Annotated in this window: 18 protein-coding genes; 9 read left to right on the forward strand and 9 right to left on the reverse strand. The window is 72.0% G+C overall.

Features of this window, described 5'->3' with window-relative positions; genetic code table 11:
- Positions 1-33 precede the first annotated feature (33 nt).
- Both ACIBHY_RS26280 and ACIBHY_RS26285 read right to left on the reverse strand, forming a co-directional pair.
- Positions 34-1,140 carry an alpha/beta hydrolase family protein gene (locus ACIBHY_RS26280; protein WP_397307971.1) on the reverse strand — a complete coding sequence of 369 codons (1,107 nt, stop codon included), beginning with the start codon at positions 1,138-1,140 and terminating at the stop codon, positions 34-36.
- Positions 1,137-1,742, reverse strand: coding sequence for a TetR/AcrR family transcriptional regulator (locus tag ACIBHY_RS26285; protein WP_397307972.1), 606 nt, complete (start codon positions 1,740-1,742; stop codon positions 1,137-1,139). Before ACIBHY_RS26285 ends, ACIBHY_RS26280 begins: the two co-directional genes overlap by 4 nt.
- A gap of 102 nt (positions 1,743-1,844) precedes the next feature.
- On the opposite strand from ACIBHY_RS26285, the gene ACIBHY_RS26290 reads away from it, so the two are divergent.
- Positions 1,845-3,371, forward strand: a complete 1,527-nt coding sequence (locus tag ACIBHY_RS26290; RefSeq protein WP_397307973.1) for an MFS transporter — start codon at positions 1,845-1,847, stop codon at positions 3,369-3,371.
- Between the two features lie 10 nt (positions 3,372-3,381).
- The gene (locus ACIBHY_RS26295; protein WP_397307974.1) at positions 3,382-3,600 is read left to right on the forward strand and encodes a hypothetical protein; all 219 of its coding nucleotides are present in this window, start codon (positions 3,382-3,384) and stop codon (positions 3,598-3,600) included.
- Between the two features lie 152 nt (positions 3,601-3,752).
- On the opposite strand, the gene ACIBHY_RS26300 is transcribed toward ACIBHY_RS26295, so the two are convergent.
- Positions 3,753-4,223 (reverse strand): MarR family winged helix-turn-helix transcriptional regulator, encoded by a 471-nt coding sequence (locus tag ACIBHY_RS26300; RefSeq protein WP_397250892.1) that lies wholly within the window; start codon positions 4,221-4,223, stop codon positions 3,753-3,755.
- Between the two features lie 55 nt (positions 4,224-4,278).
- Between ACIBHY_RS26300 and ACIBHY_RS26305 the strand changes: the two genes are divergently transcribed.
- Positions 4,279-4,884, forward strand: a complete 606-nt coding sequence (locus tag ACIBHY_RS26305) for a class I SAM-dependent methyltransferase (RefSeq protein WP_397251319.1) — start codon at positions 4,279-4,281, stop codon at positions 4,882-4,884.
- Complete coding sequence (locus ACIBHY_RS26310) at positions 4,881-5,408, forward strand: hypothetical protein (protein WP_397307975.1); 528 nt, start codon at positions 4,881-4,883, stop codon at positions 5,406-5,408. Before ACIBHY_RS26305 ends, ACIBHY_RS26310 begins: the two co-directional genes overlap by 4 nt.
- On the opposite strand, the gene ACIBHY_RS26315 is transcribed toward ACIBHY_RS26310, so the two are convergent.
- Both ACIBHY_RS26315 and ACIBHY_RS26320 read right to left on the reverse strand, forming a co-directional pair.
- Complete coding sequence (locus ACIBHY_RS26315) at positions 5,369-6,757, reverse strand: glycosyltransferase (protein WP_397307976.1); 1,389 nt, start codon at positions 6,755-6,757, stop codon at positions 5,369-5,371. The genes ACIBHY_RS26310 and ACIBHY_RS26315 overlap by 40 nt on opposite strands.
- Positions 6,754-9,057 (reverse strand): glycosyltransferase, encoded by a 2,304-nt coding sequence (locus ACIBHY_RS26320; protein ID WP_397307977.1) that lies wholly within the window; start codon positions 9,055-9,057, stop codon positions 6,754-6,756. Before ACIBHY_RS26320 ends, ACIBHY_RS26315 begins: the two co-directional genes overlap by 4 nt.
- Positions 9,058-9,184: 127 nt before the next feature.
- Between ACIBHY_RS26320 and ACIBHY_RS26325 the strand changes: the two genes are divergently transcribed.
- The gene (locus tag ACIBHY_RS26325; protein WP_397250884.1) at positions 9,185-10,228 is read left to right on the forward strand and encodes a hypothetical protein; all 1,044 of its coding nucleotides are present in this window, start codon (positions 9,185-9,187) and stop codon (positions 10,226-10,228) included.
- Here the strand turns inward: ACIBHY_RS26325 and ACIBHY_RS26330 are convergent.
- Together ACIBHY_RS26330 and ACIBHY_RS26335 are read right to left on the reverse strand one after the other, a co-directional pair.
- Positions 10,185-10,532 carry a hypothetical protein gene (locus ACIBHY_RS26330; protein ID WP_397307979.1) on the reverse strand — a complete coding sequence of 116 codons (348 nt, stop codon included), beginning with the start codon at positions 10,530-10,532 and terminating at the stop codon, positions 10,185-10,187. The genes ACIBHY_RS26325 and ACIBHY_RS26330 overlap by 44 nt on opposite strands.
- A 60-nt stretch (positions 10,533-10,592) precedes the next feature.
- On the reverse strand, positions 10,593-12,050 hold the full coding sequence (locus tag ACIBHY_RS26335; protein ID WP_397307980.1) for an MFS transporter: 1,458 nt from the start codon (positions 12,048-12,050) through the stop codon (positions 10,593-10,595).
- A 56-nt stretch (positions 12,051-12,106) separates the two neighbouring features.
- On the opposite strand from ACIBHY_RS26335, the gene ACIBHY_RS26340 reads away from it, so the two are divergent.
- Positions 12,107-12,802: a TetR/AcrR family transcriptional regulator gene (locus ACIBHY_RS26340; protein WP_397250878.1), complete on the forward strand. Its 696-nt coding sequence runs from the start codon at positions 12,107-12,109 to the stop codon at positions 12,800-12,802.
- 12 nt (positions 12,803-12,814) lie between these two features.
- Here the strand turns inward: ACIBHY_RS26340 and ACIBHY_RS26345 are convergent, their stop codons facing one another.
- On the reverse strand, positions 12,815-13,414 hold the full coding sequence (locus ACIBHY_RS26345) for a nuclear transport factor 2 family protein (protein WP_397307981.1): 600 nt from the start codon (positions 13,412-13,414) through the stop codon (positions 12,815-12,817).
- Between the two features lie 172 nt (positions 13,415-13,586).
- Between ACIBHY_RS26345 and ACIBHY_RS26350 the strand changes: the two genes are divergently transcribed.
- Positions 13,587-13,973: a RidA family protein gene (locus tag ACIBHY_RS26350; RefSeq protein WP_397307982.1), complete on the forward strand. Its 387-nt coding sequence runs from the start codon at positions 13,587-13,589 to the stop codon at positions 13,971-13,973.
- Between the two features lie 71 nt (positions 13,974-14,044).
- A complete protein-coding gene (locus tag ACIBHY_RS26355) occupies positions 14,045-15,298 on the forward strand; it encodes a sensor histidine kinase (protein ID WP_397307984.1) in 1,254 nt (417 codons plus the stop codon).
- Here the strand turns inward: ACIBHY_RS26355 and ACIBHY_RS26360 are convergent.
- On the reverse strand, positions 15,240-15,884 hold the full coding sequence (locus ACIBHY_RS26360; protein WP_397307985.1) for a response regulator: 645 nt from the start codon (positions 15,882-15,884) through the stop codon (positions 15,240-15,242). The two genes, ACIBHY_RS26355 and ACIBHY_RS26360, sit on opposite strands and share 59 nt — an antisense overlap.
- A 123-nt stretch (positions 15,885-16,007) precedes the next feature.
- On the opposite strand from ACIBHY_RS26360, the gene ACIBHY_RS26365 reads away from it, so the two are divergent.
- A complete protein-coding gene (locus tag ACIBHY_RS26365; protein ID WP_184964695.1) occupies positions 16,008-16,196 on the forward strand; it encodes a DUF6229 family protein in 189 nt (62 codons plus the stop codon).
- Positions 16,197-16,202 lie beyond the last annotated feature (6 nt).

Genomic DNA, 16,202 nt, shown 5'->3' on the forward strand with positions numbered 1-16,202 from the left:
CCCGGCATCCACCACGGCGAAGAGCTTGTGCGGTCAACGGCGCAAGCGGGCGTCGATCCAGCGCAGGACGTCCGGGGCCGACGAGGTGAGGATCTGGAAGTGGTCGGTGCCGGGGTAGGTGATCAGCTTGGTGGCCGTGCCGAGTGCCTGGGCGTGCTCGGCGGCTTTCGCGGTCTGCGCCGGTGAGACCAGCACGTCGTTGAGTCCTTGCGCGACCAGCATGGGCGCGGCGGAACGGGCGCGGGGGACCGCGTTGTCGCCGAGCCACCCGCGCAGTTTCGCGGTCGCGGCACCGGTGGCGGGGGTGAACTCGGTGCCCGGCAGGTTCAGCTTCGTGAGCCGGTTCGTCAGGTCCGTCATGCAGGTGGTGTGGATGCGCGGGTACTCGCGGCGGGCCCGGGGTCCGAGATAGTCCGCGAGGCGCAGGCCGGGATGCTGCGTGGACAGCCCGGCCAGGATCGCCATGTAGTAGCCGTGGTCGACGGGCCGCAGCCGGGAGAGCTGGTCGACGTACGGCCGGTTGTCGGTGACCGGGGCGAGCGCGACCGTTCCCCGGAAGTCCAGGCCCTTGCCGTACCCGGCGGCGATCTCGCCGGCCGCCATGGCCGCGTGCCCGCCCTGGGAGTGTCCCACCGTCAGCCAGGCCCGGGACATGTCAGGGCTCAGCTCCCGGGCGGCCCGGACCGCGTCCACGACCGAGCGGGCCTGGCTTTCGGCGATCAGATACGGGTGTACGCCCGGGGTTCCCAGCCCCTCGTAGTCGGTCGCGGCGACCGCGTAACCCCTGCGCACGAACCCGGCGAGGTAGCCGGGATAGCCATAGCCGCCGAGCTCGCGGTCACGGGACGGGCTGCAGCGATCGCTCACACCTGTGGTGCCGTGCGCCCAGGAGACGACCCGCCGGCCGCCCGGCGGAGCCGTTCCCGAGGGCAGGAACACCGCGCCCGTCACCTCGATCCGGCGGCCTTTCGGAGAGGTGGACACGTACCGGATCCGGAAACCTGTCGCACCGGCGGCGGCCAGTTCGGCCGGCACGGCCAACGGGCGGCTTTCCAGCAGGATGCCGCCGGTGGCCGCGGCGGGCCGTACCGGCGCCGCGAGCAGTGCGGCGAGCAGGAGGACGGCCATGATCGTTCTCATCGCGTCACCCCGAGCGTCGCGCGCAGCTGATCCAGCAGAAGGTCCCGCAGGTCGGGTCCGGCGGGCCGCGGCTGAGCCAGGACCCTGGGGTAGAGGAGGCCGTCGAGCGTGGTGACGATCAGATCGGTGATCACCGCGACCTCGTGACGGGTCCGGAACGCCTCGCCGTCGATCCCCGCGTTCAGCACGGCCTCGAAGGGAGCGCGGTAGCTCGCCTGCAGCTGGTGACTGTGGGCGCGGAGCTCTTCGTCGTAGGCGGCCGCCGTCCAGAACTCCATCAGCATCCGCCACACCGGCACCGGCGTCGCGAAGCCCCGATCGATCAGCCCGACCAGCTGATCCCACGGGTCGCTCAGCTCGCAGACGCGCGCCCGCATCGAGTCCACCTCCGCTCGGGTGGACGTGCGCAGCGCCTCGGCCAGCATGTCCTCGCGCGTGCTGAAGTACACCTGCAACGTGCTGATCGCCACGCCACTCGCCGCCGCCACGTCCTTGAACCGCGTCTGGTGGAACCCGCGCTCGATCATCACCGCGACCACGTGCCCCAGCACTTCCTGCCGCCGCCCACTGGCCCGGCCTCTTCCCCGTTCTCCCATCATCATCGCCGTACTGTACCAAAATCCGGTACGGCGATACCGATTCAAAGGTATTTGAACGATAGTTCTACTTGTACTATCGTTCAAATATCTAACGGAGGAGGACGCATGTCAGAGGTCGCGACGCGGCGTGCCGGAGCGCGCGAGTGGGCAGGCCTGGGGTTGCTGGCGCTGCCGACGGTGCTGCTGGGCCTGGATGTCACCGTGCTGTACCTGGTGCTGCCGAGCCTGGCCGGAGCCCTTGATCCATCGGCGACGCAAACGCTGTGGATCATGGACGCCTACGGGTTCCTCATCGCCGGGCTGCTCATCACGATGGGGACCCTGGGCGACCGGATCGGCCGGCGTCGCCTCCTGCTGATCGGGATGGCGGCCTTCGCGGTCGTGTCGGTATTCGCGGCCTTCGCCCCCAGCGCCGAACTGCTGATCCTGGCCCGCGCCCTGCTGGGAGTAGCGGGGGCGACGCTGATGCCCTCGACGCTGTCGTTGATCTCCAACATGTTCGGCGACCCGCGGCAGCGGGCGATCGCGATCGGGGTCTGGGCCACGATGTTCGCCCTGGGCATGGCGGCGGGGCCCGTGGTCGGCGGCGCGCTGATCGACGCGTTCTGGTGGGGTGCGGCGTTCCTGATCGCGGTCCCCGTCGCGGTCGTCGTCCTGGCCGGCGCGAAGGCCCTCCTGCCCGAGTACGCCGACCCGCGGGCCGGACGGCTGGACCCGGCCAGCGTCGCCCTGTCCCTGGCGGCGATCCTGCCGGTCATCTACGCCGTCAAGCACGCCGCCGCCGACGGCGCGGACGCGAGCACGGTGCTCCTGCTCGCCGCCGGTGTGCTCGCGGGTGTGGTGTTCGTGCGCCGCCAGCGCCGTCTGGCCTCACCCCTGCTGGATGTCACCCTGTTCACCGACCGGGCCTTCTCCGCCGCGCTGACCGTGCTGCTGATCGGGCTCGTCGGCGTCGGCGGCACCATGTACCTGGTCACCCAGTACCTCCAGCTCGTCGAGGGCCTCACCCCCTTCACCGCGGGGCTGTGGATGGGGCCACCGGCCCTGGCGATGTTCGCCGCCGCCATCGGAGCGCCCCTGGTCGCCCGGCGGGTCCGCCCGGGGCTGGTCATGGCCGCCACGCTGGGCCTGTCGGTGATCGGGTACGCCCTGCTGGCGACGGCCGGCACCGGCGACGCCGCGGCTGTGGTGGCCGGGTTCGCCTTCATCTACCTGGGGCTGGGCGCAATCGCCGCCCTGGGCACCGACATGGTCGTCGGCGCCGCGCCGGTCTCGAAGTCCGGATCGGCCGCCGCGATGTCCGAGACCGTCCAGGAACTCGGCCTCGCCGTCGGCGTCGCCCTGCTCGGCAGCCTCGGCACCGCCCTGTACACCGCCGGCATGACCGCTCCCGAGGGCACCTCGCCCGAGGTCGCCGCTCACCTCACCGGCAGCCTTTCCGGGGCGCTCTCGGTCGCCGGCCAGGTGCCCGCCGAGGTCGTGCGGGCGGCTCGGGAAGCGTTCACCACCGGGGTGAACATCGCCTCGGCCGCAGGGGGCGTCGCCATCGTCGTGGCGACCGTGCTGTGCCTTGTGGTCCTCCGGCATGTCCGTCCCCTGGGTGAGGACGACGCCGGCGACGGAACTCGATGACGAACCCTTCATGGCGCGGGCCATCCACGACGGCCTGCTTCCGGACCGGGCCGGCCTGCTGCGCGCCTTCCTCCCGCGGGCATTCCTGGTGCTGGCGTTCCTGCTGGTGTCCGGCCTCGCCGGAGGGTGGGTTCTCGCCGGACGCATGCTCGCCCCGCTGACCCGCATCACGGATGCCACCCGCCACGGCCCGCACCACGGGGTCACCCCGAGCTCCTGCCGCGGATGACGACGAACCTCGTGCACAACGCGATCGTCCGCAACCTGCCCGAGCGGGGCACGGTGCGGCTCACGGCCGGCGTTCACGCCAGGACGGCGGTGCTCACGGTCGAGAACACCGGTGAGCGGCTCGGCGCGCACCTGGTCGCCACGCTCGCCGAGCTACGCGGGCCGGTCGCGGATGGCCTGGGCGTGTTCGGTCAGCAGGTGGCGGAAGCTCCGCAGGAGGCCGGCCAGCCGCCTGAGGTCCTCCTCCGAGGTGGTGCCGAACAACTCCGTGGCGGCCCGGAAGAAGTCGTCGAACAGGCCGAACGCCCGTTCCGCGCCCAGGGGCGAGGCGTGCATGAGGACGCGGCGCCGGTCCTTCGGGTCGATCTCCCTGGCGGCGTAGCCGCCCGCCTCCAGCCGGGAGGCCATCGCGCTGATCGCCGCCGTGGTCAGGCCCAGGGCGGCGGCGATCTGGCCGGGACTCATGGGGCCGTGGCGGACGAGCAGGTTCAGGCACATGAGGTCGGTCTGGTTGATCCCGATCTGCCCGGCGGACGCGTTCCCGATGAGGTCGAGCGCCATGCTCAGTTCGAACAGCTCGCCCGTCAGCTCGCGGGCCAGCTCGTCCTTCGGATCCTTCGACAATTTGATACTCAAATCAATTGACTATTAGATGGTTTGAGTAAATGCTAGCACCGTGATGGACTCTCGCCACCTTTACAACCTCGGCTACCGGCTGGCCCGGATGCCCTGGGAGATCGGGCCGCGTGCGGAGCTGGTCGAGCTGGTGCGTTCCGGACGGCTGACGCCGGGCAGGGCCGTGGACCTGGGCTGCGGGACCGGAGCGAACGCGATCTTCCTGGCCCGGCACGGCTTCGAGGTCACCGGCCTCGACTTCGCCTCCGCCGCCCTGGCCAAGGCGCGCAGGAACGCGGCCAGGGCGGGAACCGGCGTGCGCTTCGTCGAGGACGATCTCACCCGGCTCCGCCAGGATCATGGCGACTTCGACGTCCTGGTCGACTACGGGACGCTCGACGACCTGTCGCCGCCCCGCCGCGACCGCTACGTGGACAACGTGGTGCCGCTGGCGCGTCCGGGCGCGCGGTTCCTGCTCTGGTGCTTCGAGTGGCAGCCGCGCCGCTGGGAGAGGCTGCGGCCCATGGAGCCCGGCGAGGTGCGCGAGCGCTTCGGCGGCCACTTCGCCATCGAGCGCCTCACCCGGACGACCGCGACCGGACGGCGGCGCCTCATACCCGGCCACGCCGCCTACCTGATGACCCGGCACGGCGCGGTGAACCTGCCATGACCGCCCAGATCGCCCTGGCCTGGGCCCTGGTCGGTCTCGCCGCCACGCTCGTTCTCGCCGCGCTCTCCGGCCGCATCGGACGGGACCGGGCGGCCGCCTGGCTCGTCGTGCTCGGCCTGGTCATGCTCGCGCTGGAGGAGCCGTTGCTCACGCTCTTCTGGTCGGTGGCGGGACCCGGCGCCGACCGGGACGGCATGGCCACGCTGGTCACCGAACCGGCCAGGGCGCACGTCCTGGACAGCGCGGCCATGGCCGCCGGGCTGCTCGTCCTGCTCGGGTGGATCGCCCTGACCGCGTTCCGGCGGGGGGAGCGCTGGGCCGTCGCGGTGATGACCACGGCGTGGGCGGTGGTCGCCGCGATCGTGGTCACGACGACGCCGGCCGTACACGGGAGGGGGTTGCCGGTCGGGCCCGGCAGCGGGTTCGGGTGGGAGCAGCTCGGGGTCGGGCTGCTCGCCTGGTTCGCCGGGTTGTGGGTGAAGCGTCAGGCGTCGATGAGGCCGTGCTCGGTCAGTTCCCAGTAGTGGCGGCGGCTGGGCCGCAGCAGCTGCCAGAGGGCGCGGTAGGCGGCGACGCTCATCAGCGCCCAGTAGACCGGTACGAACACCATCGTCCGCACCGCCGCGTGCAGCCCGCGCTCCAGGCAGCCCGCCATGTAGCCGTGCATGAGCAGCAGGTTGCCCGCCAGCATCGAGGCCACGGCCGTGTACAGGACCGGGCCGGGGAACAACCCGGCGATCGGGCCCGAGCCCGCGACGAGGTAGAGCGCGGTCATCGCCCAGAAGATCGGGTTGAGCAGCGTGGTGAGCGTGGAGAAGCCGATGGCGAGCTGGAAGGCGGCGAAGCCGCGCGGGCCCAGCTCACGCCACAACCGCACCGGGGCGCGCATGTGGACCAGCCAGGTCTGGCAGTAGCCCTTGATCCACCGGCTGCGCTGGCGCAGCCAGTTGCCCAGCCGGCAGTTGGCCTCCTCCAGCGTCACCGACTCCATCATGCGCACGCTCCAGCCGCGCCTGGCGATCCGGATGCCGAGGTCGGCGTCCTCGGTGACGTTGTACGGATCCCAGGCGCCGAGGTCGCGCAGGGCGCTGGTGCGGAAGTGGTTGGAGGTGCCGCCGAGCGGGATCGGCAGCCGGAAACGGTCGAGGCCGTGCAGGAACAGCCCGAAGTTGTGGGCGTACTCGGCGGCGAAGCAGCGGGTCAGCCAGTTCGTCCACGGGTTCCAGTACTGCAGTTCGGCCTGCACGCACACCATCCACCGCGGCGAGCTGCGGAAGGCCGCCACCGCCTTGCGCAGCTGGAGGGGCTCGGGCTGGTCCTCCGCGTCGAAGATGACGCAGAACTCGCCGCGCGCGTGCCGCAGCCCGACGTTGCAGGCCTTGGGCTTGGTACGCGGGTGCCCGGCCGGGATCACCACGACCTCGAAACCCGGCGGCAACGCGCCCGGCAGGGCGTCCCTGGTCTCCTCGTCGTCTTCTTCGACCAGCAGCAGGATCTGCCGCCGATCGTGCGGATAGTCGAGAGCGGCCAGCCGTTCGAGCAGGTCGCGCAGGATGTTGCCCTCACGGTAGAGCGGCACCAGCACGGTGTACGCGGGCAACTCGTCGTCCGGCGGCAGTTCCCCCGGGCCGAACCGCATCACGTGCGAGCGGTCGTGCCCGTAGGTCAGCAGCACCTTGAACGCGATGACGGCGACGTAGAGCACGCTCGCCGCCGCGGTCAGCACCAGGCCGGCCTGGGCGGGGTCGGCCATCGCGGCCGCCCCCGCCAGCAGCGCCGTGGCGGCCGCGGCCAGCGCCTGACCGCGGCTCAGGAGCCGGCGGGCGCTGCCGTTCTCCGGTACGGAGGTCGTGGGCAGGGTCCGCTGGGTCATGCCGAACTCCCGATGCCGGAGAAGCGATAGATGCGCCGGTACGGATCCTCGTAGACCAGCGTGTAGCGGCTCAGCTCGGGCGACTCGCCCAGCGCCCGCCAGACCGGATCCTGATGGCCCGGTGTGCGCCGCAGGTGGATCCAGCGCACATCGCTGGCCGCCGGGTCGCGCAGCGCCGGTTCCCACCGGCGGAAGCTGCCCTCGTACAGGATCGAGGACAGCGGCAGGTGGGAGTCGAACGTCATCGTCTCGTTGCCGAAGGAGGCCATGAGCACGCGGCCGCCGTCGTAGTGCGTGCGCAGCCATTGCGCGGCCGTGCTGTTGGCGCGCTCGACGCCGGTCGCGCGGAAGGCCTCGGCCTCGCGCCTGGTGTCGATGCCGGAGGCGGCGGCGCTCACCGCGCAGGAGACCACCACCGCGCCGGCGAAGACGTGGCCCAGTGTGCGCAGCCGGGCGGCGGGCACGCGGGCCATCCTGAGCCGCAGGGCGGTGACGAGCGTCCTGACCTCCGCGGTCAGGCCGCCGCAGAACAGCGCCACGGGCAGCAGCATGACCAGGCCGAAGCGGACGTTGTACAGGCTGCCGGTGACCTCTTCCACGTGCAGCGGGCGCTGGCCGCCGTACAGCGCGTACACGAAGAACGGCGCGAACACCAGCAGTGCCAGCGGCACCGGCGAGCGCCGCCGCATCAGGTGTACGGCCAGCCCGGCCACCCCGAGCACCGGCAGCACCGGCCCCATGTTGCCCACGACCGCGTAGGCGTAGGTGAGTGCCGACACCATCCAGTCGCCGGTCGTGACCTCGGTGCCCGACACCCACAGCGAGGGCCTGGAGAACTCGCCGCGGTGGAAGAAGAACGGATCCCCGAAGATCATCGTGTTCCAGGCCAGCCAGCCCGCGATGCCCGCGCAGGCGAGCAGCCCGTAGAAGATCACGTGCGCCTCGGCCCTGCGCAGCCTGCTGCCGCGCGGCGAACGGGTCCAGGTGATCGCGATCACGACGGCCGCCGCCGTCGGGACGAAGAACCACGCCTCGTACCGGGTGAGCGTGGCCAGCAGCGACGCCACGCCCGCCGCGGCCAGGTGCCGCGGCGCCCAGGTGCGGCACCAGCGGGTGAGGTGGTAGGTGGCCGCGGCCAGGCACGCCAGCAGCGGCAGTTCGGTCATGGGCGTGCTCTGCAGGTACAGGGCGCTCGGGCAGAGCATGAACACCCCGCCCGCCGTCAGGCCCGCGGCCCGGCTGTGCGTGAGCAGGCGCGCGGTCCGGTACAGGTAGCGGGTCGTCAGGACGTAGGCCGCCATCGAGATGAGCGAGCCCGCCAGGCCGGACAGATACCAGGAGTCCACCCAGACCAGCGGCAACGCCACCAGGTGCGGGAACGGCAGCCAGACGCCGCCCAGCTGCGCGAACCCCGGCGTCGGCGACTCCAGGACCCGGCGTGAGATCAGCAGGTGCGAGACGGCGTCCGGGTAGGACAGCGGCACGTCGGCGAAGTACACGCTTCCGGCCACCGACAGCGCGACCGCGACCACGGTCAGCCAGGCCAGCGCCGAGTCATGCGGGCGGAACAACCGGTGCGCGGCCCGCCCGGCCGGGCTGTGGCGGAACATGCTCGCCCACAGCCGCCCCAGGCCGAGCAGCGAGCGCAGCACGACCGCCGGGCGCAGGCCGGTCTGGTGGCCGTGCTCGCGGGGGAAGTGGTCCACCGGCCGCTGCACCACGCGGGCGCCCCTGGCCTGGATCTTGACGAGCAGTTCGGGCGAGATCGTGGCGGCGTCGCCGCGCAAGGAGACGTTCTCCAGCAGCCGCCGGTCGAGCAGCTTGTACGCGCAGTCCATGTCACGCACGCGGATGCGCAGCAGGGCCCGGCACAGGCGCGTCCACAGCCAGCCGAACATCCGGCGCGCGGGCGGGTCGGCGCGGCGCGAGCGGTAGCCGATGACGGCGTCGGCCCGTTCGGCGCCGGCCAGCTCCACGAACCAGGGCAGCTGCCTGGCGCGGAACTGGCCGTCGGAGTCGGTCAGGAAGATCAGCTCGGCGTCCGTCGAGTTGAGCGCGGCCTGGATGCCGGTCCGTACGGCCGCGCCGTACCCCTGATTGGCGGGGTGGTGGATCACGAGCACCCGGCCGGGAAAGCGCTCGGCCAGTCGTTCGGCCACCTCGCCCGTCGCGTCCGACGAGCCGTCGTTCACCACGATCACCTGGTGATCGGTTCCGTCCAGGACGGTCAGGAAGTCCACAACCGTCGATTCCAGGCTGCCCTCTTCGCAATAGGCGGGCATCACCACGGCCAAGCTCACCAGCATCTCCAGACGCAGGCTCGGACTTACTCGACCTGACGGTTCATGTCAGGCAGAGTGGATCAACGGGCAGGGTATACGGCGTTTCCGCAGGTTGGACGGGGGACGCGCCGACAATGTGAGGGGGATGGCGATGGGCTTGTGGATGGTGGGGATGCTGATGGCGCTCCTGCCGGTGGTGCCGGGTCCCGAGCCCGGGTTCGTGCGCGCCGAGGGGACCCGGCTGACGCTTGACGGCCGGCCGTACGTCATGGCCGGGCTGAACGTCTACAACGCCGCCAGCGAGGGAAACTGCTGGTATCCCATGTCGCTGGGCAGGTCGCTGCGCCAGATGCGGGGCAACGTCATCCGCGTCTGGTTCTTCCAGCGGCTGGCCACCAAGGACGGCAGGCGCGACTGGCGCGCGCTCGACCGCATGCTGGCCACAGCGCGCAGGCACGGGGTGAAGGTGCTGCCCGTGCTGACCGACCAATGGGGCAAATGCGAGTGGAGCGGCTACAAGACCGAGAGCTGGTACCGCAGCGGCTACCGCGAGATCGACCCCGGCGGCACCGTCTCCTACCGCGACTGGGTGGCCGAGGCCGTACGGCGCTACCGCCACGACCCGGCGATCGCGATGTGGACGCTGGTGAACGAGGCGGAGGCCAAGCCGGCCGACTCCGCCGAGTGCGGGCCGGGCGCGACCGAGGCGCTGCGCGACTTCGCCGACGACGTGGGCGCCGTGGCCAAGGCCGCCTCGCCCGCGCACCTGCTCACGCTCGGCACGATGGGCGGCGGCCAGTGCGGCACCGCCGCGCAGAACTACCAGGAGGTCTACGCCTCACCCGCGCTGGACGTGTGCGAGTACCACGACTACCACGAGCCGGACCAGGCCATCCCGGGCAACCGGTTCGACGGGCTGGCCATCCGGCTGGCGCAGTGCAGGGCGCTGGACAAGCCGTTGTTCGTGGGCGAGGCGGGGATCGACCCGAAGGAGACCGGCGGGCTGCGCGGCCGGGCCAGGGCCTACGCGGTCAAGATGTCGGCGCAGTTCGCGGCGGGCGTGGTCGGGTTCGTGGTCTGGGCCTGGTGCGACGCCGGGCGTACGGACGGCGACGCCTTCGTGGTGAGGCCGGGCGACCCCGTGCTCAAGGTCCTGGACAAGTGGACCCGCCGGAAGCCCCGGTTGTGACCTGGGCGTTTCGGCGGCAGGATGGCGGGGTGCAGTCCTGGGCGAGAATTGTCTGTGTGGTTCTGGTGGTCGCGCTGGTGGGGGGTGCGCTGCTCGCGGCGGTCAACGCCGTGGTCGGGTCGCTCTGAGCGTCAGCGGCGGTGGCCAGGACGATGGTGCTGTCGGGATACGGGCGCACCGGGATCAGGTGGTCGCCGATCCGGATGGACTCCAGGCCGAGGTCTTCGGCGCGCCGGGCATGCTCGCGCACGCCGGCGCTCTCGTCCACGCCGGACGGCGGCAGCGTGACGCCAAGCTTGAGCACGGTGTTCTCCCTTGATCAATGGACGCTGGGCCCAGCCTGCGACCTCAAGCCAGGTGGAGGTCAATCCCGGCGCAGGACGGTCGCGGCGATGGCCGCCCCGGCGAGGGCGCAGCCGGCGGCGGTCAGCATCGTGAGGGTCTGGGCGCCGGTGAAGGCCTCCCTGGCGGCCGTGGCGAGGGCGGCGTCGAGACGTACCGTGTCGTGGGTGAGGGTCGCGGCCAGAGAGGCGCGCGCGGCGTCGGGGACGGCGGCGGGCAGGCCCGTGCGGTAGGTGGCGGCGAGCAGGCTGCCGAGGACGGCGACGCCGAGCGCGATGCCGAGTTGCTGGTGGGTGTCGTTGAGCGCCGAGCCCATGCCCGCGCGCTCCGGCGGGACGGCGCCGAGCACCGTGGTCGTCGTGGACGGTCCCGCCAGCCCGGTGCCGGCGCCCGCCAGAAGGAGTCCGGCGGCGACGAGAGGGTAGGAGCTGCCGGGGGTGAGGGCGGCGAGGAGCGCGAAGCCGGCGGCGGTGATCGCGAATCCGATGACGATCGTGGCGCGGGGGCCGATGCGGGAGGGCACGCGGGCGCCGGCCGCCGAGCCGAGGACGGTGCCCGCGGCCAGTGGCATCACCGCGAGCCCGGCCCGCAGGGCGTCGTAGCCGAGGACGAGCTGCAGGTACTGGGTGAGGACGAACAGCGCGCTGCCGGTGCCGACGGTGAGCAGGGCGGCCGCGGCGCTGCCTCCGGCGAAGCGCCGGTCGCGATAGAGCGAGAACTCGACGACCGGCGTGCTCGCCCGCCGCTGGCGCAGGACGAAGGCGGCGAGGGCGAGGACGGCGGCCCCGGCGCAGGCGAGGACGAGCGGCGAAGGGCGGCCGTGCTCGCCGAGCGCGATGATGGCGGTGGTCAGGGCGACCATGCCGGCGGTGACCAGTGCGGCGGCGAGGGGGTCGACGGGGCGGGCGCGCGGGTCGCGCGACTCGGGGACGAGCCACAGGATCGCCGGTACGGCCACGCCGGCGAGCGGCACGTTGATCAGGAAGACGCCCGCCCAGCTCCAGGCGTCCACCAGGTACCCGCCGAGCACCGGCCCCGCCGCCATCGCGACGGAGGCGGCCGCCGCCCACGCGGCGAAGGCCTTGGGCCGTTCACGCGGGGGGAAGACCTGGACGAGGACGGCCAGCGTGGCCGGCATGACCAGGGCGGCGCCGACGCCCATGAGCGCGCGGGCGCCGATCAGCCACCACGTCGAGGGCGCGGCGATGGCGGCGGCGGAGGCCAGGCCGAGCACGGTCAGCCCGATGACCATGGCGCGCCGGCGGCCGTAGCGGTCGGAGGCGGCTCCCGCGGCGATGAGCAGCCCGGCGAAGACGATCACGTAGGCGTCGACGATCGCCTGTTGCTGCGCGGCGGTGGCGCCGAACGCGGCGGTGATCGCGGGCAGGGCGACGTGCAGGACGGTGTTGTCCATCACGATCACCAGCAGCGCCGCGCAGATGGCGATCAGGATCGCCCAGCGTCTCGGATGGCCTTCCATACTTCCTCCTACAGTGTTGGATTAATCCAACAGTGTAGGGCTACTAGCATGGGCGCATGAGCCCCAAGCGTCCGCAGGGCGCCGGTACGATGCCCGGCGGCGTCTGGCTGCGCGAGCCGCCCGCCCCGCAGCGCTCGCCGTCGCTGACCCGCGAGCGGATCGTGGCCGCCACGGTCGGGACGCTGGATCGCGACGGCATGGCGGGGCTGAGCATGCGGCGCCTGGCCGAGGCGCTGGACGTGCACGCCACGAGCCTCTACTGGTACGTGGCGACCCGGGACGAGCTGTTCGACCTGGCGCTGGACGAGGTGTTCGGCGAGGTCGCGCTGCCCGATCACGTGTCCTGGCGGGAGGATCTCGCCGCGTTCATGGACGGGCTGCGGGCCGCGCTGCTGCGGCATCCGTGGGCGGGGCCGCTGGCCAGCAGCCGTCCGCTGATGGGGCCTCATGCTCTGGCGCGGGCCGAGTTCGTGCACGCGGCCCTGGTCTCGGCCGGGTTCTCCGGGCTCAACCTGTCGGCGGCGGCCGCGGCCGTCAGCAACTACGTCATCGGCACGGCCTCGGTCGAGGCGGCCTGGCGGCAGGAGGACCAGGGCGGCTCCCGCCGCGCGCTCGGCGAGCACATCCAGCGGCGAGCCGCCCTCTATCCGGTGCTCGCCGCGCACCCGCCGGGCGCCGACGCCGGCTGGGACGCCCACTTCACGCGGGGCATGGACTTCGTCCTGGCGGGCCTGGAGTCCTATCGATCCTGAGGGCCCGCGTCGTCAGCGGTGGCGGGCGCGGGCCATCTCCCACAGGTCCATGCCGTCGATCGCGATGACCTCCATGCCGAGGATGTCCATCCCGGCGTACACGATGTCGCGGGGTGCGCGGCGGCCCGCGATGGGCAGGTCGTCGGGGATCCCCGCGTTCAGGTCCTCGACCACGAACTCGCGCCCCGCCTCCGTCACCGTCTGGCGGCGCAGGATCCTCCACTCGCCGTCCCGGCGTTCGAACACGTCGACGTAGCGGCCTTCCAGCTGCTGGTCGAGCAGGCGGCCCGAGCCGTCGCCCAGTTCCATGCGGTGCAGCACGTACCACTGGCACTCGGCGAACGCCCGGTCCCCGTCCAGCTCGATGATCGGGTTGGTGATGGAGTGCTGGGAGGTGCGCAGCTCGGCGAGCAGGGAGATCACGTAGTCGGCGAAGGCGTGGGCGTTGCCGTTGAAGAACCAGTGGCAGTCGACGGCGTCAGGCCAGTAGCAGGACTTGAACAGCTCCAGGTCGCACCGGTCGGCGCCGCGGGCGTAGCGGTGGAGCACCTCGCGGATCGCCTCGCGGTCCTCCAGGGTCCGCAGGCGGTGGAGAAGGTCGTCACTCGTCATGGATTCCGCTCCTATGTCGATCAGCACAGGATGTTATAGCTAGCATAGGTGGCGTGGGCGTGACAACCTGGGTAACCAAAGGGTTCCCCAGTCTCCGAAAAGTGCGTTCTTCCATGTCAGCCGCCACTCTCCTACGGTGTCCGAGTAACCACGAGAGAGTACGGAGGCGGGCATGCCCATCACCTTGGTCAACCCCAGCGGACTGCCGGAGATCAACGCCTACCGGCAGGTGTCGATCGCGACCGGGACGAAGATGGTCTTCGTCGCCGGCCAGGTGGCCTGGGACGGCGGCGACCTCGCCGCCCAGGTCGAGCAGTGTTATCTGAACGTCGCCACCGCCCTGGCCGGAGCCGGCGGCACCTTCGACGACGTGGCGAAACTCACCGTCTACGTCGTCGACTGGACCCCGGACAAGATGCCCCTGTTCCTGGAGGGGGTGGCGCGGGCGGCCGCGAAGCTGGGCGGCACGCCGGTGCCGCCCGGGACGTTGATCGGCGTGGCGGCGCTGGACGTACCGGAGCACCTGGTCGAGCTTGAGGCGGTCGCGGTCCTCGACTGATCCGGTGCCCGCTTGACGCCCGTTCGCCGCGCGGAGATCCTTCAGGCGGATCGGCGGAAGGACGGCCCTGCATGCACTCTCCACCCGCGGCGGCCGAGCCCGCCGGCCAGGCCCAGGCGGGTGGGCGGGGCTCCCTGGGCTGGCGCGACCCGCTGTTCCTGGCCTCGCGGCCCAGCCGGGAGCGGGTGTGCAGGTTCGTGGCGATGCTCCTGCTGTTGCAGCGGGCCAGCTACCTGCTGCCGGCCGGCGCGAGCCTGCTGGCCGCCGAAGCTCTGTTCGCAGACCGCGGCCGCAACGCCGCCCTGCTGGCCCTGGCGCTGGCGTGGAACGTGACGTTGTTCCGCTGGGTCGCCCGCCGCGGCTGGTTCGCGCCGCCGGCGGTGGTCATCGACGTGGCGGCCACCTGCGCGTTCATGGTGGCGGTGACGGGCGCGTGCCTGCCGGGTTCCGCCGCGTGCGTGTCCAACTGGTCCTCGCACGCCCTGCTGGCGACGGGCGCGCTGATCGGCGCGGTCAGCCGCCGCGCGATCCACTTCGCCGCACTGGTGCCCCCGATCATCGTGTACGCGTTCGCGCACGCCGCCGACCTCGGCCAGCGTTACCCGTTCCTGCTGGAGCTGGCCGTCCGGGTTAACAGCTATGTCTGGTTCGCGATCATCGTCTTCTTCATCCGCCGCTACCTGGCCGCCCAGGCCACGCGGCTCGACGGCCTGGCCGAGCAGCGGCTGGCCACGGAGGCGGCACGGGTGGCGGAACGGGTGGCCGAGCACGCCAGGCTCGCCCACTTCCGGCAACTGCACGACACCGTGCTGGCCACGCTGACCGCGATCGCCCGCGGCGGCCTCGACCACCACACCGAGGAGGTACGCCGCCGGTGCGCCTCCGACGCCTCCTATGTCCGGGCCCTGATCAGACAGGAGGCCGCGGGACCCGCCAACGGGCTGAGCAACGGCCTGGCGCGGGCGGTGGCCAGGGCGGCGGGCCTGGGACTGTGCGTGCGCTACGCCGCCGAGGCGCTGCCGGAGGACCTGCCCACGGCGGTGTCGGTGGCCATGGCGGAGGCGGCCGAGGAGGCGCTCAACAACGTGGCCAGGCACTCCGGCGAGCGGGAGGCCTGGCTCACCGCGGTCGAGGTGGACGGGGTGGTCACCGTACGCGTGGTCGACCGCGGCCGCGGCTTCGCCCCGGACCTGACCGAGCCGGGCTACGGGCTGCGCTCCTCGGTCGCCGGGCGCATGGCGGAGGCGGGCGGCAGCGCGGAGGTCATCACGGCCCCCGGTGAAGGGGTGTGCGTGGAGCTCCGGTGGCCAGGCCGTCCTCTCTGACCCGGGTGGCCAGCTCCAGCTTGGTGTAGGCGGGACGGCCGGCCTTGCGGTACTTGTCCTTGACGCGCTCCAGGTAGTTCTTGGCGGTGCCCGGCTGCACCCCGGCGCTTCTGGCGGCGGCGGCCAGCGTCATGCCGGAGGCGTAGGCGAGCAGGACGGCACGTTCCTGCGGGGACAGCACGGGCCGTTCGCCGTCGCGCGCCGCCAGCCAGCCCAGCGCCAGTTCGGGCGACAGGGCCACCCCGTCCTCCGCCACCTCCCTGACCTTCGCCAGCAGGGCGGCCAGGTCGTGGTCCTTGGTGAGGTAGCCGCAGGCCCCGGCGTCGATCATCTGCACGGCCATGTCGCCCGAGGTCACCACGCTGACCACGAGCACCCGCCGATGCAGGCCCGCCAGCGTGCGCACGTTCTGGACGGGGTCGGAGCCGTCGGCGAGCAGCAGGTCCAGCAGGACCACGTCGGCGGGGGCGGGTTCGGCGCGCAGAAGCTCGGGGACGGTCGCGGCGCACGCGGTCAGCCGGACGTCGGGTACGCCTTCCAGCCATGCCGCCAGTCCGTCGATGAGCATGCGGTCATCGTCAATCACAGAAAGGGTGATCACTCCTGTCTTTCCCATATCCGGAATGTCGTGTCAAGTGCGCAGTTATGACGCCTATCGGTGACGGACCCGGCGGCAGAACATGGCGCCAAGTCCGAGAAGGGAGCAAGCATGACCGTCACGCTCGAGAGGGCCGAAGAGATCATCCTCGCCTGGAGGACGGGCGAAGAGCCCGACAGCCCCGTCGGCCCCCTGCTGCCCGGCATGTACGTCGAATCCGAGATCACCATGACCGGCCCCGGCCACTCAGGAAAGTGCGGGACCGCCTGCTCGGGCTCGCGTACCCGTTACTGCTGCTGAGCGGGG

Origin of the sequence: Nonomuraea sp. NPDC050547 (genome assembly GCF_044457345.1) — a bacterium.
Taxonomy (GTDB): domain Bacteria; phylum Actinomycetota; class Actinomycetes; order Streptosporangiales; family Streptosporangiaceae; genus Nonomuraea.